General features: G+C 70.8%; 16 protein-coding genes. 4 read left to right on the plus strand and 12 right to left on the minus strand.

Going from position 1 to position 20984, the window contains the following annotated elements:
• Positions 1–90: 90 nt before the first annotated feature.
• The 4 genes from ACWC1K_RS25240 to ACWC1K_RS25255 all read right to left on the minus strand — a co-directional run bounded on the left by ACWC1K_RS25240 (position 91) and on the right by ACWC1K_RS25255 (position 6411).
• Positions 91–1509 carry a sugar porter family MFS transporter gene (locus tag ACWC1K_RS25240; RefSeq protein WP_450834469.1) on the minus strand — a complete coding sequence of 473 codons (1419 nt, stop codon included), beginning with the start codon at positions 1507–1509 and terminating at the stop codon, positions 91–93.
• A gap of 202 nt (positions 1510–1711) precedes the next feature.
• Positions 1712–5335: a chromosome segregation protein SMC gene (gene smc / locus ACWC1K_RS25245; RefSeq protein ID WP_450834471.1), complete on the minus strand. Its 3624-nt coding sequence runs from the start codon at positions 5333–5335 to the stop codon at positions 1712–1714.
• A gap of 207 nt (positions 5336–5542) precedes the next feature.
• The gene (locus tag ACWC1K_RS25250) at positions 5543–5746 is read right to left on the minus strand and encodes a hypothetical protein (RefSeq protein WP_016432419.1); all 204 of its coding nucleotides are present in this window, start codon (positions 5744–5746) and stop codon (positions 5543–5545) included.
• Between the two features lie 383 nt (positions 5747–6129).
• Positions 6130–6411 (minus strand): acylphosphatase, encoded by a 282-nt coding sequence (locus ACWC1K_RS25255; RefSeq protein ID WP_450834473.1) that lies wholly within the window; start codon positions 6409–6411, stop codon positions 6130–6132.
• 168 nt (positions 6412–6579) lie between these two features.
• Here ACWC1K_RS25255 and ACWC1K_RS25260 point away from each other — a divergent pair, with 168 nt between their 5' ends.
• Together ACWC1K_RS25260 and ACWC1K_RS25265 are read left to right on the plus strand one after the other, a co-directional pair.
• Positions 6580–7686, plus strand: a complete 1107-nt coding sequence (locus ACWC1K_RS25260) for a CAP domain-containing protein (protein WP_450834475.1) — start codon at positions 6580–6582, stop codon at positions 7684–7686.
• A gap of 77 nt (positions 7687–7763) precedes the next feature.
• Positions 7764–8165, plus strand: coding sequence for a winged helix-turn-helix transcriptional regulator (locus ACWC1K_RS25265; protein ID WP_351475356.1), 402 nt, complete (start codon positions 7764–7766; stop codon positions 8163–8165).
• On the opposite strand, the gene mutM is transcribed toward ACWC1K_RS25265, so the two are convergent.
• From mutM to recG, 8 genes are all read right to left on the minus strand, one after another.
• Complete coding sequence (gene mutM / locus ACWC1K_RS25270; protein WP_450834477.1) at positions 8138–8998, minus strand: bifunctional DNA-formamidopyrimidine glycosylase/DNA-(apurinic or apyrimidinic site) lyase; 861 nt, start codon at positions 8996–8998, stop codon at positions 8138–8140. The two genes, ACWC1K_RS25265 and mutM, sit on opposite strands and share 28 nt — an antisense overlap.
• A 103-nt stretch (positions 8999–9101) precedes the next feature.
• Positions 9102–9950 (minus strand): ribonuclease III, encoded by an 849-nt coding sequence (gene rnc / locus ACWC1K_RS25275; protein WP_450834479.1) that lies wholly within the window; start codon positions 9948–9950, stop codon positions 9102–9104.
• Positions 9951–9957: 7 nt separating this feature from the next.
• Complete coding sequence (gene rpmF / locus ACWC1K_RS25280; RefSeq protein WP_007493396.1) at positions 9958–10131, minus strand: 50S ribosomal protein L32; 174 nt, start codon at positions 10129–10131, stop codon at positions 9958–9960.
• 2 nt (positions 10132–10133) lie between these two features.
• Positions 10134–10778 (minus strand): YceD family protein, encoded by a 645-nt coding sequence (locus ACWC1K_RS25285; RefSeq protein ID WP_450834481.1) that lies wholly within the window; start codon positions 10776–10778, stop codon positions 10134–10136.
• 132 nt (positions 10779–10910) lie between these two features.
• Entirely contained in the window at positions 10911–11966 is a 1056-nt protein-coding gene (locus ACWC1K_RS25290) for an ATP synthase F0 subunit B (protein WP_450834483.1), read from the minus strand.
• 58 nt (positions 11967–12024) lie between these two features.
• A complete protein-coding gene (gene coaD, locus ACWC1K_RS25295) occupies positions 12025–12504 on the minus strand; it encodes a pantetheine-phosphate adenylyltransferase (protein ID WP_450834517.1) in 480 nt (159 codons plus the stop codon).
• Positions 12505–12530: 26 nt separating this feature from the next.
• Positions 12531–13118 (minus strand): 16S rRNA (guanine(966)-N(2))-methyltransferase RsmD, encoded by a 588-nt coding sequence (gene rsmD, locus ACWC1K_RS25300; RefSeq protein ID WP_450834485.1) that lies wholly within the window; start codon positions 13116–13118, stop codon positions 12531–12533.
• A 114-nt stretch (positions 13119–13232) separates the two neighbouring features.
• On the minus strand, positions 13233–15452 hold the full coding sequence (recG, locus tag ACWC1K_RS25305; protein WP_450834487.1) for an ATP-dependent DNA helicase RecG: 2220 nt from the start codon (positions 15450–15452) through the stop codon (positions 13233–13235).
• 168 nt (positions 15453–15620) lie between these two features.
• On the opposite strand from recG, the gene ACWC1K_RS25310 reads away from it, so the two are divergent.
• A complete protein-coding gene (locus tag ACWC1K_RS25310; RefSeq protein WP_450834488.1) occupies positions 15621–17468 on the plus strand; it encodes an HSP90 family protein in 1848 nt (615 codons plus the stop codon).
• Positions 17468–20395 carry a tetratricopeptide repeat protein gene (locus tag ACWC1K_RS25315; protein ID WP_450834490.1) on the plus strand — a complete coding sequence of 976 codons (2928 nt, stop codon included), beginning with the start codon at positions 17468–17470 and terminating at the stop codon, positions 20393–20395. Before ACWC1K_RS25310 ends, ACWC1K_RS25315 begins: the two co-directional genes overlap by 1 nt.
• Positions 20396–20984 lie beyond the last annotated feature (589 nt).

Raw genomic sequence — 20984 nt, forward strand, 5'->3', positions numbered from 1 at the left:
CCGCCCTGGCAGTGCAGGGCGGGGGCGGCGGACGGTACGGGGAGAGGGGCAGCGGGGACTTGGCCCTTCTCCCCGAGTGCGCGGGGCTGCTCAGCCCATCTCCTCCAGCGCCTTGCCCTTCGTCTCCTTCACGAACTTCAGGACGAACGGGACGGACAGCGCCGCGAAGACCGTGTAGATCACATAGGTCGCGGAGAGGTTCCAGTCGGAGAGCGACGGGAAGCTGGCGGTGATGGCCCAGTTGGCGATCCACTGCGCGGAGGCGGCCACGCCCAGGGCGGCGGCGCGGATCTTGTTCGGGAACATCTCGCCGAGCATGACCCAGACGACCACACCCCAGGACAGGGCGAAGAAGAGGACGAAGACGTGCGCGGCGATCAGGGCGGTCCAGCCCTGCGCGGCCGGCAGCTTGCCGTCGACCAGGTCGTACGAGAAGGCCCAGGCCTCCAGCGCGAGACCGACGACCATGCCGATCGAGCCGATCAGAGCCAGCGGCCTACGGCCGATCCGGTCGACGAAGACCATGGCGATCACGGTGCCGACGATGTTGATGATCGACGTGGTGAAGGAGTAGAAGAACGAGTCCGTCGGGTCGACGCCGACCGACTGCCACAGGGTCGAGGAGTAGTAGAACGCGACGTTGATGCCGACGAACTGCTGGAACACCGAGAGGCCGATACCGATCCAGACGACCGGCTTGAAGAAGAAGCCGCCGCCGAGCAGGTCCTTGAAGGCCGACTTGTGCTCGCTCTTCATCGCGTGCTCGATCTCGTTCACGCGGGCGTCCAGGTCGCCGTGCTCGCCCTCGACCTCGGCGAGGATCTCGCGGGCACGCTCATGCCTGCCGACGGAGATGAGGAAGCGGGGCGACTCGGGGATGGCGAAGGAGAGCAGGCCGTAGAGGACGGCCGGGATCACCATGACGCCGAGCATGACCTGCCAGGCCTCCAGGCCCATCAGCTTGCCGCGCTGGTCGCCGTCGGCGGCGTTCAGCAGACCCCAGTTGACCAGCTGCGAGATGGCGATGCCGATGACGATCGCGGCCTGCTGGAACGAACCGAGGCGGCCGCGGTACGCGGGCGGGGCGACCTCGGCGATGTAGGCGGGGCCGATGACGGAGGCCATGCCGATGGCGAAGCCGCCGACCACGCGCCAGAGGGCGAAGTCCCACAGCGCGAAGGGCAGCGCAGAGCCGACGGCGCTGACGGTGAACAGCACGGCGGCGATCTGCATGACCCGGATACGGCCGATCCGGTCGGCGATGCGGCCGGCGGTCGCGGCGCCGATGGCGCAGCCGATCAGGGCGATGGCGATGACCTGGGCCAGGGCCGCGGAGCCGATGCCGTAGCGGTCCCGGATGGCCTCGACGGCGCCGTTGATCACGGAGCTGTCGTAGCCGAACAGGAAACCGCCCATCGCGGCCGCCGCCGCGATGAAGGTGACGCGCCCGAGGTGCTCGGGACGAGCCGCTCTGGCTCCTGACTTCTGTGCCTGCACTGTGCTGGTCACGTTCAACTCCTCGGGCCACCGGCAGCGCTGCCGGGTGGGGGACCCTTCCCGGTAGGTAATACCTGAAGGTAAAAACAACGTTGCCGAGACTATGCCTTCAAGTTTCGAAGTCAAGAGGTCACCCCTGTGACTTTTTAGCGCACCCGTGACGGGAATGTGTTCAACTCTTGAAGAGAATGTTCAGCCCAGACGCCGACTGAGGTCAGCGCAGCCGCTGGCTGATGACCTTCGACACACCGTCGCCCTGCATCGAGACGCCATACAGCGCGTCGGCGACCTCCATGGTCCGCTTCTGGTGGGTGATCACGATCAGCTGCGAGGCTTCCTGCAGCTCCTGCATGATGCGGATGAGCCGCTGCAGGTTGGTGTCGTCGAGCGCGGCCTCGACCTCGTCCATGACGTAGAACGGGCTCGGCCGGGCCTTGAAGATCGACACCAGCAGCGCCACGGCGGTGAGCGAGCGCTCACCGCCCGAGAGCAGCGACAGCCGCTTGACCTTCTTGCCCGGCGGACGGGCCTCGACGTCGACACCCGTGGTGAGCATGTTGTCGGGGTCGGTCAGGATCAGCCGTCCCTCACCACCCGGGAACAGCCGGCTGAAGACGCCCTCGAACTCGCGGGCGGTGTCCCGGTAGGCCTCGGTGAAGACCTGCTCCACGCGCTCGTCGACCTCCTTGACGACCTGGAGCAGGTCGGCGCGGGTCTTCTTCAGGTCTTCCAGCTGTTCGCTGAGGAACTTGTGGCGTTCCTCCAGTGCGGCGAACTCCTCCAGGGCGAGCGGGTTGACCTTGCCGAGCTGCTGGTAGGCCCGCTCGGCCGCCTTGAGCCGTTTCTCCTGCTCGGCGCGGTGGAAGGGCCTCGGCTGGTTGCGGGGGTGCTCCGGGTCCTCGGGCAGTTCCTCGCCCTCGGCGGGCGGTGAGGGCGGTACGAGCTGGTGCGGGCCGTACTCGCTCACGAGCCCGGCCGGCTCCACGCCCAGCTCCTCCAGCGCCTTGTTCTCCAGCTGCTCGATCCGCATGCGCTTCTCGGCGCCGAGCACCTCGCCGCGGTGGACGGAGTCGGTGAGCTTGTCCAACTCGGCCTTGAGATCGCGGCCGGTGGTGCGGGCGGCGGCGAGCTCCTGCTCCCGGCGGGCCTTGGCGGCGTCGGCCGCGGTGCGTTCCTCCTCGGCGCGGGCGAGGGAGACCTCGACGTGCGCGAGCAGCTGCCGGGCGCCGGAGGCGACGGCTTCCGCCACGGACGCCTCGTACTTGAGGCGCGCCCGGCGCTGCTCGGCACGCGCGCGTGCGTCACGTTCCGCTCGGGCGGCGCGGTCGAGGGAGTCGGCACGGCCGGCGAGTCCTTTGACGCGCTCTTCGTGGGTACGGACCTGGAGGCGGGCCTCCATCTCGGTCTGACGGGCGTTGGCGCCGTCGGCGGCGAGACGGTCCCGTACCGAGGTGTCCGGTTCCTCCTCGACGGGCATCTCCTCGGCGACGGCGAGGCGTTCGGCGAGGACCTCGGCCTCTTCGAGGGCCTTGTCCAGCGCGTCCTGCGCCCGCGCGGCAGCGGCGACGGTGCGCTCCGCTTCGCCCGCCGCGCCCCGTGCCTGCCCGGCGAGCCGGCCCAGCTGCTGCGCTACGGCCGACTTCTCCCGGTCGGCGGCACGGCGCCGCTCCCCCAGCTCCTCGACCGCCGCGGCGCACTCCTTGCGCCGCTCGCCCGCCGCGTGCTGTGCCTCAGTGAGTTCCTCGCAGCGCACGGCCAGCTCTTCGAGCTCGGCGGCGGCCTCGTCGACGGAGGCCTGTACCTCCAGCAGGCTGGGGGCGCCGGCGGAGCCGCCGTGGGCGAAGTGGGCGCCGAGGAGGTCGCCTTCGACGGTTACGGCGGTGAGGTCTGGTCGTCTGTAGACGAGCTCTTCCGCGTCTTCGAGGGTGGCGACCACGACGATGCCGGCGAGGAGACGGCGGATGGCGGGCATGAGGTCGGAAGGGGCTCGAACCAGGTCTGCCGCGTAAGGTCGTTGGGCGTCTGCGGGTTCATCGTGGCTGGTCGCGCCCAGCGGCGGAGCCGCATGGTGATACAGCCCCGCGCCCCTGAGGTCCGCTGCCCTACCGGTGTCTTCCGGCGCACCCGCCAACAACAGCGACGCCCGGCCGCCGTCCTGTTTGCGGAGCAAGCGGATCGCGTCCGCCGCGGCCGACGGGGACGTCACCGCGAGGGCGTCCGCCGCCGCGCCGAAGGCTGCGGCCAGGGGAACCTCGTACCCCGGAGTGACCGTGAGCAGCTCGGCGGCCGGCCCCAACAGTCCGGAGAGACGATCCTTCGCGCCGAGCAGCGCGCCCGTTCCGTCCTTGCGGCGCAGTCCCAGTGCCAGGGCCTCGTGGCGGGCCCGGGTCGCGGCTCGGCTGCGCTCCGCCGCGGTGGCCGCCTCGCGGGCGGCGGTCAGGGCTGCCTCCGCCTCCGCCAGCTGCTGTTTTGCCGCCGCGTGCTGCTCGGCCAGTTCCGCGTCGCCCGCGTCGAGGCCGTCGACCTCGGCCTTGAGCGCCTCGTACTCCTCCTGGGCCGCGACGGCCCGCTCCTGCGCCTCGTCCCGGGCCGCGGCCAGGCGGTCGATCTCCGCCTGGGCGGAGGCGGCCCGCGAACGGGCCGCGCCCACCTGCCCGTTGAGCCGGGCGAGGCCCTCGCGACGGTCAGCGATGGCGCGGGCGACGTCCTTCAGACGCCGTTCCTCCTGCGTGAGTTCGCGCTCCAGCTCGGCCCGGTGCGCGACCGTGTCCTCCAGAGCCCGCTCGGCCGCCTCCAGAGCTGCCTCGAGCTCGGCCTCCTGCTCACGGATACGGGCGGCCTCGCGCTCCATGTCCTCGGGGTCGCGACCGCGCCGCTCCTCCGGCGGCGCCGACGTCGCGCTCTTCACCCGCGCGTCGGCCAGCGAGATCGTGCCGCGCACCCGCTCGGCCAGCTGCGACAGCTCGTACCAGGTCTGCTGGGCCCGCTGGAGCCGGGGAGCGAGCTGTCGTACCTCGTCCTCCAGGAGCGCCTCGCGCTGCAGTGCCTTCTTCAGCTCCTGCTCGGCGGCTTCCTTGCGTTCCTTGAGCGCGGCCTCGTCCGCGACCTCTGCCTTCAGCGCCTGCCGCAGCCGTACGAGATCGTCGGCGAGGAGGCGCAGACGCGCGTCGCGGAGGTCGGCCTGGATGACGGCGGCCCGCCGGGCGACGGCAGCCTGCCGGCCCAGCGGCTTGAGCTGTCTGCGCAGTTCGTCCGTCAGGTCCTGCACGCGCGCGAGGTTGGCCTGCATCGCGTCCAGCTTGCGGAGGGCCTTCTCCTTGCGCTTGCGGTGCTTCAGCACGCCCGCGGCCTCTTCGATGAAGGCCCTGCGGCCCATCGGGTCGGCGTGCAGGACGGAGTCGAGCTGGCCCTGGCCGACGATGACGTGCATCTCGCGGCCGATGCCGGAGTCGGAGAGGAGTTCCTGGATGTCGAGGAGACGGCAGGTGTCGCCGTTGATCTGGTACTCGCTGCCGCCGTTGCGGAACATGATCCGCGTGATGGTGACCTCGGCGTACTCGATGGGCAGGGCGCCGTCGGAGTTGTCGATGGTCAGGGACACCTCGGCGCGGCCCAGCGGCGGGCGGCCGGTGGTGCCGGCGAAGATGACGTCCTCCATCTTGCCGCCGCGCAGCGACTTGGCACCCTGTTCGCCCATCACCCAGCTCAGGGCGTCCACCACATTGGACTTGCCCGAGCCGTTCGGTCCCACGACGCACGTGATGCCCGGCTCGAACCGGAGCGTGGTCGCCGAGGCGAACGACTTGAACCCGCGGAGGGTCAGGGCCTTGAGGTGCACGCCGCTGGACTCTACCTTCCGCCGGTATCCCACTCCATGAACCCGCGGTTTCACCCTTGAACGTGCAGGGCACACCAAACGTTAAAGAGGGTGAAAGGATGCACGGGGGAAAGAAAGAAGGGACGCCGAAGCGTCCCTTGCAAACTCTGACAACTTAGCGGTTGATACGGGCGGCCCAACCACTGCTGTCGTGGTGCGATGCAGTGATCAGGTGAGCGCAGGCTCCGCCTGGTGTGCGTCGATGCTCTCCATGATCCTGTCGTGAGAAGCGGCAGCCGCGAGCGCGTCGTTCTCCGCCTGGATCCGTACGAGCTCGGATTCCAGGTCCTGGACGCGCTGCTGGAGCCGTCGCATCTCGGCGAGGAGTCGAGGGTCGGAGCCGCCGACGTAACCGAGAAGCGCCTTTGCCATGATGGATGGTCCTCCACACTGAGTGACCGACCGAAGCGGTGTGGGTCGTGAGGGAATCGCACCCGCGGTGCTTGACACTATGGAGTTCATGCTGCCGTTCATCCATGCCAAACAGCTAAGGTGCGCGGGGTGCTTTCAGCGTCTCACCAAAAAGTTTGACGGTCAACACGATCACGCCCTGTATTGGCGGGCAACCCGGGGGCGCGCGGCCTGAAGGCGGCGGCGCTGCGACTCCTGCGGGGCCCTCAGGGCGTGGCGATCATTCTTGGGTGCGCAGCCTGCCACGACAAGCGGTTCTTGGCAACCACCAGGCAATTTCCGCTCCGGGCACCTGCCGACGGCATGTTCGTCCGCTGCCACCGGGGTCGCTTTACAGAATCGCCTCAGCGGATGGCGAAGCCGTCGTACCCTCCGCGCGGTGTGTCCCAGATCTCGGTGACACCCTCGACCCGGCCGGGCGTGTCGTCGCCCCCGAGCCAGTCGAGCAGCCCTTCGCACCGTTCCCGGGGGCCTTCGGCGACCACCTGCACCCGCCCGTCGCCCAAATTGAGAGCAAAACCACTCAGGCCGCCGAGCTCGAGGGCCTTGGCCCGCGTGAACCAGCGAAAACCCACACCCTGGACGCGTCCCCGCACCCAGGCGACCAGCCGCACATCCTCGCTCATGGATGCAACCTAACCGGCCAATGTCTCTCGGGACACATCCTCCTCTGACGCCATGCGGTACCGTCCCCACCCAATGAATCTCATATGAAACTCACTCGATCGGGTGAGTTGGATCACTCAGCAAGATCATATGGGACACGTTGATCGCAAGACGAGGAAGGCCAAGACATGGGACGCCACCGACGCTCCGCCGCCGGCCGCGCCGCCACGGGCCGCGCCACGGGGGTCACAGGTAGGGACGGCTCGTACGCGAGCAGCTACGACCCCCAGCAGTACTCGTACAGCTACGACCCGCCTGAGGCCGACCCGGGTGACGAGCGGCCCGACATGGGCACCGCCCCGTATCTGCACTCCACGGAGTACGCCGAGGCCTCCGCGAGGAGCGCGGCGTACCTGTTCGCCACCGAGGACGACTACGCGACGGTGTTCCCGGAGCACGGGTTCGCTCCCGACAAGGGCTCCCGGCGCGGGGGCCCGCGCCGGCGCCGGAAGAAGGCCGTGACCCCGGTGCGCACCGGCCTGCTCGGGGTCTCCGCCGCCGTCGCCATCGGTACGGTCGCGGTCGCCACGGGTGCGATGCCCGGCCTCGACAACTACAAGCTGGGCGGCAGCGGCAGCTCCGACAAGGTGCAGGCGGCGAACACGCCGACCAACTCGGCGACCGAGCAGGGCGGCACGTCCGGCAGCGCCGCCGGCCGGGACGAGGGCTCCTCGACGAGCCGCGACGCCGACCGCTCGGCCTCGCCCTCGCCGAGCCCGTCGACCTCCTCGGCCGCGCCGACCACCGCGCCGCAGAAGAAGCCGAAAGCCACGCCCACCGAGAAGCCGCAGACGACGCTCCCGCAGCAGCGGACCAAGCCGCCCAAGCAGACCACCCCTCCGGTGACGGTCTCGGCGGCGGCCGCCGCCGAGGCGGAGGTGCTCAAGCTGGTCAACGAGGAGCGGGCCAAGGTCGGCTGCAGCGCGGTCTCCGCCAACAGCACCCTGTCCCATCTGGCGGAGAAGTTCAGCGACGCCATGGCCGCCCAGGGCTTCTTCGACCACACCGACCCCAGCGGCGCCTCGCCGTGGGACCGGGCGGCGAAGCTGGGCATATCCAACCTCGGCGGCGAGAACATAGCCCGGGGCCAGGCCGACGCGGCCGCCGTGATGGAGGCCTGGATGAACAGCCCCGGTCACCGCGCCAACATCCTGAACTGCGACTTCAAGACGCTGGGCGTCGGTGTGCACTTCGGGTCGGGCGGCCCCTGGTGGACGCAGGACTTCGGGTACTAGACGGGGACGACGACGGTGCACTAACTCATGGTTAGTGCAACCTGTCGGTTAGCGCTGCACTCAAGTACGCTTGAGGTATGGACACCACGCAGGAGCTCATGGAGGCGGGCGACCTCCCGTTCAACGTGTTCGCCAAGGCCTGTCCCTCGCGCGGCACGCTGGAGCACGTCACGGGCCGCTGGGGCGGTCTGACGCTCTGCGCCCTGTTCGAGGGTTCCCTGCGCTTCAACGAGCTGCGCCGCCGGGTCGACGGCGTGAGCGAGAAGATGCTCTCGCAGACGCTGCACGCGCTGGAGCGCGACGGCCTGGTGCACCGCGAGGCCCAGCCGACGAACCCTCCCCGCGTGGACTACGAACTCACCCCGCTCGGCCGCGAGGTCGCCGAGCGGCTGCTGGCCCTCGTCCATCTGCTGGAGGGCCGCATGGACGACGTGCTCGCGGCCCGCGAGCGTTACGACACCACGCGCGGCGGCCTCTGACACTTCGGGCAGAAGTAGCTGGACCGGTTCATCCAGGGGCGCCGGCGCATCGGTGTGGCGCACCTCTTGCAGGGCAGACCCTCACGGCCGTACGCGTCCAGCGACCGGTCGAAGTAGCCCGACTCCCCGTTGACGTTGACGTACAGGCTGTCGAAGCTGGTGCCGCCCACGGCGAGCGCCTGGTTCATCACATCCCTGGTGTGGCCGAGGAGTTCGGCGGTGCGCGGGCGGGTGAAGGTCGCGGTGGGGCGTTCGTAGTGGATGCGGGCGCGCCAAAGGGCCTCGTCCGCATAGATGTTGCCGACCCCGCTGATCAACGACTGGTCGAGCAGGGCCCGTTTGATGGTGCTGCGCTTGCGGCGCAGCGCCTGGTGGAAGGCCTCGTCGTCGAACAGCGGGTCCAGGGGGTCGCGCGCGATGTGGGCGATGACGTCGGGCAGGCCCTCGGGGGTGTTGTCGTGCAACGACAGGCCGCCGAAGGTGCGTTGGTCGACGAAGCGGAGTTCGGTGGCGAGGTCGTCGGCGAAGCGTACGCGGATCCTGAGGTGCTTCTCGTCGGGGGCAGCGTTCGGCTGGACCAGCAGCTGGCCGCTCATGCCGAGGTGGGCGAGGACCGACTGGTGGGTGTCCTCCAGGGGCAGCCACAGGTACTTGCCGCGGCGGCTGGGCACGCCGATGCGATGGCCCTTGAGGCGGTGCGCGAAGTCGTCGGCGCCGGCCACATGACGGCGTACCGCACGCGGGTGCAGCACCTCGGCGTCGGCGACGACACGATGGGCGACCCACCGCTCCAGACCGCGCCGGACGACCTCGACCTCGGGCAACTCGGGCATCGGACCCCCGTACGGGCTGTGGATGAGCCGAGCGCCCGCCCCGGGGAGGGACGGACGCTCGGGTCGCTGTTCGTCAGAAGGAGACGTCGGTAGGTGACGTCGGTCAGGCGGAGACGGACGACGGTCCTTCGCCGTCCTGGGCAGCGTTCTCGGCTGCGGCCTTCTCGGCCGCCACCCTGGCGCGCTCGTCCGCCGCGGCCCGGATGGACCGCCACGCGGATTCCGCGGCCTGCTGCTCCGCCTCCTTCTTGCTGCGGCCGGTGCCGGTGCCGTACGAGACGCCTCCGACGCGGGCGGCAGCAGTGAAGGTCTTCTCGTGGTCGGGGCCGGTCTCCGTGACCAGGTACTCGGGCACGCCGAGGCTCTCGGTCGCGGTGAGCTCCTGGAGACTGGTCTTCCAGTCCAGGCCGGCTCCGAGGTTGGAGGACTTCTCGATCAGCGGGTCGAAGAGCCGGTGGACGAGCTCGCCCGCCGCTTCAAGCCCCTGGTCGAGATAGACAGCGCCGATCACCGCTTCAAGGGTGTCGGCGAGGATGGACGCCTTGTCCCGGCCGCCCGTGCCCTCTTCGCCCCGGCCGAGCCGGATGAAGGAGCCCAGGTCGAGCCCGCGGCCCACCTCCGCCAGCGCACGCGAGTTGACCACCGCGGCCCGCAGCTTGGCCAGCTGGCCCTCGGGCAGGTCGGGGTGGGTGCGGTACAGCGTGTCCGTGACCACGAGACCGAGCACGGAGTCCCCGAGGAACTCCAGCCGCTCGTTGGTCGGCAGACCGCCGTTCTCGTACGCGTACGAACGGTGGGTCAGCGCGCGCACCAGAAGGGCGGACTCGAGCTTGTACCCGAGCCGCCCTTCCAGAAGCGTGTGGGACGAGGCCGTGTTGTCCGACTTTTTCCTGGCGGTTGGGTCCGCCATGGCGTCATCCGCCTTCTTGGCAGTGGACACGGTCCCTCTCACCAGCCGCTCAGACCTCGAGGACCTGGCGCTTGTTGTAGGTGCCGCAAGACGGGCACGCGATGTGCTGCAGCTTGGGCTCGTGGCAGCGCTCGCACGCAACCAGGGTGGGGACCGCAGCCTTCCACTGCGACCGGCGGTGGCGCGTGTTGCTGCGCGACATCTTCCGCTTCGGAACAGCCACGGCTACTTCTCCTGCTTCTCGTCGACGCCCGCATCGGCGCCGCTCATGTCGTCCTTCTCGCCGTCTCCGAGTGAACCGGCGAGTCCCTGCAGTGCCGCCCAACGGATGTCGACGGCGTCATGGTGGTGGTCCGGGTCGTCCGTGAGTCGCGCTCCGCACTCGGAGCACAGGCCCAGACAGTCGTCCTGGCACACCGGCTGCATCGGCAGTGCGAGCACCACCGCATCGCGCAGCACGGGCTCGAGGTCGAACAGGCCGTCCTCGATGAAGAGCCTGTCCTCGTCTTCCTCGGCGTCGTCGACCGGCTCCGCTTTGGGGCGGCCCCGGTCATCGGCGTCAGGGTACGAGAACATCTCCTGGAATTCCGCTTCGACGTCCAGCTGAAGCGGCTCCAGACACCTTACGCACTCCCCCTCGGCCTGTGCACGGGCGGTGCCTGTGACAAGCACCCCTTCCATGACCGACTCAAGGCGGAGTTCGAGCTCCACCGGGGCGCCTTCCGGCACTCCGACGACTCCCGCGATACCGAGGTCCTTGGGAGCGTCGACCGTGCGGGTCAGGCGCTGCAGCGCACCGGGCCGCCGCCCCAGCTCGTGTGTGTCGAACACGAGAGGCTTGCGGTGGTCGAGGCGGGCGTTCAGAGCCATTCCTGCTTTCGGTCTTCCAGCTCAGGGGGACGCTGCCCTTCGGTGTCCCCGGGCAGCGCTGATCGCGGACGTGCACGCGACCGAAGAGCCAGGATACTGGACCTTTCGCTCACGGCCCAATCCGGTGGCTGCTTACTGGCCGCGCCCCTGTTCGTAGGCCCTCAGCTGCTCAGGCGTGATCATGCCGGTGTCGAAGAGACTGGTCTCGTCGAGGGCGTACGACTGGTGCTCCTGGGGCTGCTGGTGCGCCTGCTGCATCTGGTTCGGGTCGTACGCCGGCTGCTGGCCGGTGTCGTAGCCCTGGTAGGCATACGGATCGGCCTGCTGGTAGCCGTAGGCGTCCTGCTGGCCGTAGGACTGCTGCTGGTACGCGCCGCCGTACGGGTCGGTCTGCTGCTGATAGCCGTACGCCGGCTGCGGCTGGGCGTAGTCCTGCTGCTGGGCGGGCTGCTCGGCCTGGGGCTTCGGCTCCGCGACGGCGGCGAGGTCGGCCAGGTAGTCGGCGTCGCTGGAGTGCTGGAAGGACGTGGAGTCGTCGGCGAGGGCGCCGAGGTCGTCGGTGGCGATACGGCCGTGCAGCTTCTGGCGGCCGCGGCCGACGGCCTCCAGGGTCTTGGCGAGGACCGCCTCGAAGGCGCCCAGCTTGGCGTCGACGTAGGCGTCGGCGTCCTTGCGCAGGGTCTCGGGGTCGTGGCTGCGCTCGGGGGCGTCCTCGTCCTCGTAGCCCTGCTCGTCGACGCCCGGGCCGGTGCCGAGGAGCTTCTCGCGGCCGCGGCCGACGGAGCCGAGGGTCTTGGTGAGGACGACCTCGAAGTTGGCCAGCTTGGAGTCGACGTAGTCGTCGGCCTCCGCGCGGACCTCCTCGGCCTCCTGGCGGGCCTCGGCGAGGATCCGGTCGGCCTCGGCCTGGGAACGGCGGGCGACCTCGGTGTCGGAGATGAGGGAACCGCGCTCGGCGTGCGCCTGCCCGATGATCCGGTCGGCCTCCTGACGGGCCTGCTCGACCATCTGCTCGCGGTCGCCGATCAGCTCCTGGGCCTGGGCGAGGGAGCCGGGCAGCGCCTCGCGCAGCTCTTCGAGCATCGAGAGCAGCTCGGCGCGGTTGACCACGCACGAGGCCGACATGGGCATCGACCGGGCGCCGGAGACCGCGGCGACGATCTCGTCGAGCTTCTTCTGCACGTCCACCGTGTGCTCGCCACTCTCTACAGCCGGGTTGGAGACGGACGGGACGACTGTAGCCCCATCAGTCCTTGCGCAGACGCTTGTTGAGGGCCTCCAGGACCATCGGCGGCACCAGGTGGGAGACGTCTCCGCCCCAGGTCGCGACCTCCTTGACGAGCGAGGAGGACAGGAAGCTGTAGGTGGGGTTGGTCGGCACGAAGAGTGTCTCGACGCCCGAGAGGCCGTTGTTCATCTGGGCCATCTGGAGTTCGTAGTCGAAGTCGCTGACCGCCCTGAGGCCCTTGACGATGGCCGGGATGTCCCGTTCCTTGCAGTAGTCGACGAGGAGACCGTGGAAGGCCTCGACGGTCACGTTGCCGTACTCGGCGGTGACCTGACGGATCAGATCGATCCGCTCGTCGATCTCGAACAAACCCTTCTTGGACTTGTTGATCATGACCGCGACATAGACCTCGTCGTACAGGCGAGAGGCACGGGAAATGATGTCGAGGTGTCCGTTGGTGATGGGGTCGAACGACCCGGGACAGACGGCGCGGCGCACTAGTGATCCCTCGCTCTCCGGTCCGGTCATCGTGCGTCTTCGCACGTAGAGGCGGCGCGACCGTACCAAAACGTTCCCTCGCCGTAGCGACGGGCCTTGACCGCGTCGAAACCCTCGGGCCACCTGAATTCGCCACCTCTGGTGCTGCGCTCCACGGTGACGATCGCCTCCGGCGCGAGCCAGCCTCCCGAGCGGAGTGTGAGGAGAATCTCGCGAAGATCGTGATCTGTGACTCGGTACGGCGGGTCCAGGAAGACGAGGTCGTACGGCGGTGTCGGCGCCGGCGTCTGGATGATCTGTTCGGCTTTGCCCGCCCTCACCTCGGCGCCGGGGAGTCCGAGAGTCTTGACGTTCTCGCGGATGACTCGGGCGGCGCGAGCGTCCGCCTCGACGAGGAGGGCGTGGCTCGCGCCCCGGGAGAGGGCTTCCAGGCCCACGGCGCCGGAGCCGGCGTAGAGGTCGAGGACGCGTTCGCCTTCCAGGGGGCCGCCGAGGAGGGACTGCCAGGTGGAGAGGAGACCTTCGCGCGCGCGGTCGGAGGTGGGGCGGGTGCCGGTGCCTGGCGGCACGGCCAGGCGACGTCCGCCGGCGGCACCGGCGATCACGCGGGTCATCTTTGGTCCTTGGTCGTGGGCGACTTCAGGTATCAGTGTGGCTGGTCTCGCCCGCGCGGCGGTAGCCGCATATGGACTACAGCCCCACGCCCCGGAAGAAAGGGCGGCTCGCCGCTAGCCCTTTTCCAGGTACTGCTCCCTCTCCTCGTCCAAGAGGGCGTCCAGGGCCGTGCGGAGGCCGGGCAGTCCCGTCAGTTCCGGATCCGCCGCCACGACCGCCGCCGCTTCCTCCCTCGCCTCCGCGATGACCTCCTCGTCCTCGATGACCGCGAGGACCCGGAGGCTGGTGCGGGCGCCCGACTGGGCCTGGCCGAGGACATCGCCCTCGCGGCGCTGTTCCAGGTCGATACGGGAGAGTTCGAAGCCGTCGAGGGTGGAGGCGACCGCGGTCAGGCGCTGACGGGCCGCGCTCGCCTCGGGCATTTCGGTGACCAGGAGGCAGAGGCCGGGTGCCGAGCCGCGGCCGACGCGGCCGCGCAGCTGGTGGAGCTGGGAGACGCCGAAGCGGTCGGCGTCCATGATCACCATGGCGGTGGCGTTCGGCACGTTGACGCCGACCTCGATGACCGTGGTGGCCACCAGGACGTCGGTGTCGCCGGCCGCGAAACGGCGCATGACCGCGTCCTTGTCGTCGGGGTGCATCCTGCCGTGCAGGACCTCGACGCTCAGGCCCTGGAGCGGGCCCTTGGCGAGCTGGTCGGCCACGTCGAGGACGGCGAGCGGGGGGCGCTTCTCCGCCTCGTCCTCCGGGGACTTCTTCTTGCCGGACTTCTTCGGGTCGTCCTCCTCGTCGCCGATGCGGGGGCAGACGACGTACGCCTGATGGCCGCCCTCGACCTCCTCACGGACCCGCTCCCAGGCGCGGGAGAGGAAGTGGGGCTTGTCGGCGGCCGGGACGACGTGCGAGGCGATGGGCGAGCGGCCTGCGGGGAGCTGGTCGAGGACCGAGGTCTCCAGGTCGCCGAAGACGGTCATGGCGACCGTGCGCGGGATCGGGGTGGCCGTCATGACGAGGAGGTGCGGGGGCTGCTTGCCCTTGCCGCGCAGGGCGTCGCGCTGTTCGACGCCGAAGCGGTGCTGTTCGTCGACGACGACCAGGCCCAGGTCGTGGAACTGGACCTTGTCCTCGATCAGGGCGTGCGTGCCGATCACGATGCCGGCCTCGCCGGTGACCAGGTCGAGCAGGGCCTGACGGCGGGCGGCGGCGCCCATGGAACCCGTGAGCAGCACCACCTTGGTGGAGTGCTCGGTCCCGCCCAGCATCCCGCCCTCGGCCAGCTCGCCCATCATCTCGACGACGGAGCGGTGGTGCTGCTGGGCGAGGACCTCGGTGGGCGCGAGCATGGCCGCCTGGCCTCCGGCGTCGACGGTGGCGAGCATGGCGCGCAGGGCGACCATGGTTTTTCCGCTGCCCACTTCCCCCTGCAGCAGCCGGTGCATCGGATGCTCGGTGGCCAGGTCGTCGAAGATCTCCTTGGAGACCTTCTGCTGGCCCTCGGTGAGGGTGAAGGGGAGACGGTCGTCGAAGGCGGTGAGCAGGCCGTCGGGTTTGGGTCTGCGGGCGACTGCGGGGAGCTGTGCGTCGGCGTGCCTGCGGCGGGCGAGGGCCACCTGGAGGACGAACGCCTCGTCCCATTTGAGGCGGGCCCGGGCGTCCTCGATGTCGGCCTTGGTGTGCGGGCGGTGGATCTTGAGCAGGGCCTCGGGGAGGGTGACCAGGCCGCGACCCTCGCGCAGTCCCTCCGGCAGCGGGTCGATGGCCTCCTGGGCGGCGGGCAGGACCGTCTGGAGCGCCTTGCCGATCTTCCAGGACTCCAGTTTGGCCGTGGCCGGGTAGATGGGGATGAGGGCGCCGGCCCAGGTCTCGACCGTTTCGTCGCTGTCGCCCCGTAGCAACTCGTAGGCCGGGTGGGCCAGTTGGAGACGGCGGTTGAAGACGGACACCTTGCCCGCGAACATCGCGCGGGTGCCCGGCAGGAGATCCTTGTGGGGCTTGTGAACGCCGTTGCCGAAGAAGACCAGTTGGAGGCGGCCGCTGCCGTCGGTGATGGTGACCTCGAGGCGCTGGCCCTTGCCGCGGGGGGCCTTGGCGGAGGCGAACGTGTGCAGACGGGCGTCGGCGACCATCGCGACCACCGTGACGTGCTCGTCCATCGGGAGGTCGGCGAGGTGGGTGAGCTGGCCGCGCTCCTCGTATCTGCGCGGGTAGTGGTGCAGGAGGTCGCCGACGGAGTGCAGGCCGAGGTGCTCGGCCATCACCTTCGCGGTGGCGGGGCCGAGCACTGACTTCAGTGGTTGCTTCAGTGGTTCATCCAGTGCGGGCACGAGATCCATTGCACACCACGCCACTGACAATCCCGTATACGTCTCGCGAAACCCCTGGTCAGACGGCTCGTTCCGGCCTTAGGATGGCGCGCTCCGGCCATCCCCCGCGGTCACCGCCCCACCAGGGACCGCCCGACCCCGCGCCGTCGCGAACCTCCCCCCACCGGCGCTGCGACGATGGACTCCCAGACTTCGAAGTCATCCCAGCCGTCCCAGTCACCCCAGCCGCCTCATACGTTCCAGGTCGACCTGCGCGGTCTGGTGGACCTGCTCTCCCATCACCTCTACTCCAGCCCCAAGGTCTATCTGCGGGAGCTGCTGCAGAACGCCGTGGACGCCATCACCGCCCGGCGCGCGGAGCAGCCCGAGGCGCCGGCGCGGGTGCGGCTGTACGCGCAGCACGGTGCCTTGCGCGTCGAGGACTCGGGAGTGGGGCTCACCGAGGCGGACGTGCACTCCCTGTTGGCCACCATCGGGCGCAGCTCCAAGCGGACCGACCGGATCGCCGACGGGATCCAGGAGGTCCGCTCCGACTTCCTCGGGCAGTTCGGCATCGGCCTGCTGGCCTGCTTCGTGGTCGCCGAGCGGATCCGGGTCGTCAGCCGCAGCGCCCGCACGCCGGACGCGGCGGTCGTGGAGTGGACGGCGAGCGACGACGGTTCGTACACCGTGCGGACGCTGCCGCAGGAGGCACGGCCGGAACCGGGCACCACCGTGCACCTGGTGGCGCGGGCGGGAGCCGGCGAGTGGCTCGCGCCCGAGCGGGTGCTGACGCTGGCGCGGGACTTCGGGTCGTTGCTGCCGTACGACGTCCGGGTCGGCGACGAGGCGGTCACCGACCTCCCGGCACCCTGGGACCGGTCGTACCCCTCCCCCGCCAACCGGCGGGTGGCCCTGGCTCGCCACTGTCACGATCTGTTCGGCTTCACCCCGCTCGACTCGATCGAGCTGAACGTGCCGCTCGCCGGGATCCGCGGTGTGGCCTACGTCCTTCCGTCAGCCGTGAGCCCCGCCCAGCGGGCGACGCATCGCGTGCACCTCAAGGGCATGCTGCTGACCGAGCGCGCCGAACAGCTGCTGCCCGACTGGGCGTTCTTCGTACGCTGCGTGCTGGACACCGACAGTCTGCGGCCCACGGCCTCGCGCGAGTCGCTGTACGAGGACGAGACGCTGGCCGCCGTACGGGAAGCACTGGGGACAAGGATTCGGTCCTGGCTGACCGGGCTCGCGGCCGGCGATCCGCAGCGGCTGGCGGCCTTCCTGTCCGTGCACCACCTGGGGGTGAAGTCCCTGGCGCGGCACGACAAGGAGATGCTGCGGACGATGCTGCCCTGGCTGCCCTTCGAGACCACGGACGGGCAGCTGTCGCTCGAGGAGTTCGCGCTGCGGCACCCGGTGGTGCACTTCACGCGGACCGTGGAGGAGTACCGGCAGGTCGCGCCGATCGCGTCCGCGCAGGGCGTCGGAGTGATCAACGGGGGTTACGCGTACGACAGCGAGCTGGTCGAGGCGCTGCCGTCGGTGCGGCCCGGGACGGTGGTCGCGGAGCTGGACGCCGACACGGTGACCGCGCACCTGGACGCGGTGGACCCGGCCGAGGAGCTGGCCCTGTCCGGCTTCCTGGCGGCCGCGCGGGCGAAACTCGATCCCCTGGGGTGCGATGTGGTGCTGCGGGCCTTCCACCCGCTCTCCGTTCCCGCGCTGCACCTGGACGACCGGGCGGCCCGCCATGAGCAGGCCCGCGCCGAGGCCGAGGAGCAGGCCGACGATCTCTGGGCGGGCATCCTGGGGTCGCTCCGTGGCAGCGCCCCACGCGCGCGTCTCGTGCTCAACCACCTCAATCCGCTGATCCGGCGGATCAGTTCGCTCGGCGAGCCGGAACTGATCGGCACCGCCACCGAGTCCCTGTACGGGCAGGCACTGCTCATGGCACAGCGCCCGCTGCGGCCGGCGGACACGGCACTGCTGAACCGGGCGTTCATCGGCCTGCTGGAATGGGCGACCCACGGGGAGGACGGCAACTGATGAGCGGGATCACGGACTTCGACTCCCTGCGCCGCGCGCTGGCGGAGAACGCCGAACGGCCGGAGGGCCCGGCGCGCAACGCGCGCGCGGAGCAGCTGCTCGTGGAGGCCGAGAGGCTGGGCATCCCGCTCGCCGTGATCGAGGCGCTCGGGCACCAGCTGAAGGTCTACAACTACAGCTCCGAGAAGGACAAGATGTTCGTCCCCTTCGCGCGTCTGCTGCGCATGTGGGACGAGCGGCCCGGTGACTTCGACGAGTACGAGGCGCACTCGCTGCACTGGGTCTTCAAGTGGATGTCGGCCGGCATGCTCGACCAGCCGCATGTGCCGCTCGCCTCGATCGAGAAGTGGCTGGGCGAGATGGAGCACCGCTACCGGCTCGCCGGGCACTCCGAACGGGCCGTGCGCAGTGCCGAGCTCAGCGTGGCCGCGCACATCGGGGACATCGAGCGCGCGGAGCGGGCGTACGCCGCGTGGCTGGCCGCCGACCGGGACGACATGGCCGACTGCCCCGCGTGCGAGTTGCACGGGCAGGGCTGGTGGCAGGCGGAGCAGGGGCGGGACGCTCAGGCGCTGCTGCTGTGGCGGCCGGTCCTGGAGGGCGAGTTCACGTGCGCGCACGAGCCGCACACGGTGCTCGCGTCGTCCCTGGTGCCCCTGCTGCGGCTGGGCCGCACGGACGAGGCACGCGCCAACCATCTGCGGGGTTTCCGGCTGGTGCGGTCCATGGAGAGCATGCGGGGCGCGTACGCGGACCATGTCGAGTTCTGCGCGCTGACCGGGAACGAGGCACGTGGTCTGGAACTGCTCGCGGAGCGGCCGGCGTACTTCACGGACACCGGACAGCCGCGCAGCCTGCTGGACTTCCTGAGCGTGGTGACGCTGCTCATGGAGCGGCTGGGCGAGGCGGGCCTTGCCGACCGTGAGGTGCCCGGGCCGGCCGGCCGGACGTGGACGGCGCGCGAACTCGCCACGCACGCGCGTGCCGAGGCGCTCGCCCTGGCCGCGCGTTTCGACGAGCGCAACGGCAACGCGTACGTCAGCGAGCGGGCACGCGCGCGTATGGCGCAGCGGCCGCTGGTGGAGCGGCTGCCGCTCGGGGTGCGGGCGACACGCCCGGTCTCGACGCCTCCGGTGGCGCCGCCGGCCGCCGTGACCTCGGACGGGCCGGATCTGCCCGCCCTCCTGGCCGAGGCACGCCGGCTCTCGCACACCCTGCAGCCGAACGCCATGGACGCCTGGGCGGCCGTCTCGCGTGCCGCGGAGGGCGTCGAGCTGGACGCCCGCGACCGCGCGGAGATCGCCGACCACGAGGCGATGGACCGGGGTCCGGAGGGCGCCGCACTCTTCGAACGGGCCGCCGAGCTGTACGCGGAGGCCGGCGACCCCGGTGAGGCGCTGGCGGCACGCACGCGTGCGGCCTATGTACGCGCGCTGTCCGGCCGGGTGGACGAGGCGCTGGCGGCGGTCGCGGCGCCGTACGACCAGGTTCTGGCGCTGTACGCCGACGACGCCACCGGTGTGCGGCAGACGGCGTCCGTGCTGATGGGGCGGGCGCGGATCCTGATGCGCCGAGTGCAGGAGGCGGGCGAGCCGGCCGAGGAAACGGTTCTCGTCGACGCCGAGAGCGCCGTACGTGAACTGCTCGCGCTGGTCGGCGGGTACACCGGGGACGATGTGCGGATCGCCGCGCGGGAGGCCGAGGCTCAGGCCATGCTCGCGGACCTGGCGGTGCGCTGCGGGGATCTTGAGGCGGCCGTGGAGCTGTTCGGGCGGGCCACGGCCGGGTTCGTCGGGGCCGGGCTGCCGTGGTTCGCGGTGGAGTACGAGGCGCGGCTGGCCGGGCTGGCGCATCACCTGGGCGACGTCCCGGGGGCGGAACGGGCACTGCGGGCGGCCCTGGAACACGGCGGGGCGCATCTGGAGGCGGTCGGGCGGGCCCAGCTGCACCTGCAGCTCGCCGAGGTGCTGGGCGGCCGCGGGCTGTCCGCGGAGGCCGCCGAGCACGCCCTGGAGGCGGCGCACTGGGCCGACGAGGCGGGCGAGGGCCCGACGATCGGCGCCTGGGCGCGGCAGCAGCTCGGCGGGTTCCTGCTGCGGCAGGAGCGGTGGGCCGAGGCCGCGGAGGTGCTGGAGTCGGCGCTGCCCGACCTGAGCGCCGAGACGCACGGGGACGGCGCGGTCGTCCAGACCCAGTGGTGGCTCGGTGACTGTCTCAGCGAACTCGGCGAGCACCGCGAGGCGGCCGAACGGCGGCTGCGGGCCGCCGAGATCGCCAAGGAGTGGCCCGAACAGCACGACCACGCGACGCTCGCCCATCTCGCCGCCGAGTCGCTCGGGGCGGCAGGACTGCCCGCCGAGGCGGACCGGGCGTACGCGCGCGCGGGCGACCTGTGGCGCTCGCTCGGCAACGTCCACGGTCTCGTACGCTCCCTGCGCGCCCGCGCCTGGCTCGCGCTGGGCGCGGAGGACGGGACGGACGCGGCACGGGAGCTGATGGCGGGCGCGGTGCGGGAGTGCGAGGCGGCGCTGGGCACCGCCGGGGCCGACGAGGAGGCCCGGCAGCGGCTCGTCGCCGAACTCGGGCACACCCACCGCCAGTTCGGCGACCTGCTCGCCCGCTCCGCCACGGAGGACGCCGACGACGACGCGATCCGGGCGGCACTCGAAGACGCCCTGTCGCAGATCACCGAGGCGATCGCAGTGTTCGCCTCCCTCGGCGACGCCGCCCTGGACAGCCGCACCGGCGCCGAACTCGCCGCAGGCTGGCTGGAGGCCGACCTCACCCGCCCGTCCCGGGCGGCAGCACGCGCACGCGCGGTCCTCGCCGCATACGACGGCGCCCCCACCGAGGACGAAACGGCACAGGCCCGAAAGGCGGAGGCGGAACAGATGCTGCAGGTGGTGGAGGAACAGGAGGCGGGCTGAGAGCGGGCGGCCCGGCCTGAGCCGCGAGCTCCGTGGCAGACCCGAGCCGGGGGCGCTGAGGCCGACGAAAGCCGGGCCCTCCGGGGCGCACTACGGCCAGGAACTCCGACCGGCAAAGGCTACGAGCCCCGCGACCACCCCTAGTCCAGGAACCTCGCGACCGGCCCGGGCGAGAAGCGACCGGCCCGCAAAGGCAGGAACTCCGACACCGGTAGCGGTCAACAGCCTCCGCGCCGGCCGAGGCCAGGAACGTCGGACCGCAGACACTCAGGAGCCCGGGGCCCGCTGAGCCCCGAGGCGAAGGGCCCCGGGCCCCAGGAACCCCCGCAGCCGAGACCGGGAGCCCCGCGGCCACGCGTCTCATGACCAACCAAGGGCCGGAGCCGGCGGGCCGCAAAGGCAGGGACGGACGGACTCCGCCCCAGACAGCGGTCAGCAGCCCGACCCGGCAGGGGCGGCAGCCCGCGAACCAGCCGAGGTCAGGAACCCCGGAGTCCGCTCAAGCCATGAGCGGAGCGGCCGCAGGCGCCCGGAACCCCGGCAGCCGAGGCCAGGCCCCCGCGGCCGGCCCAAGATCAGGAATCTCGCG

The organism is Streptomyces sp. NPDC001492, from assembly GCF_053597275.1.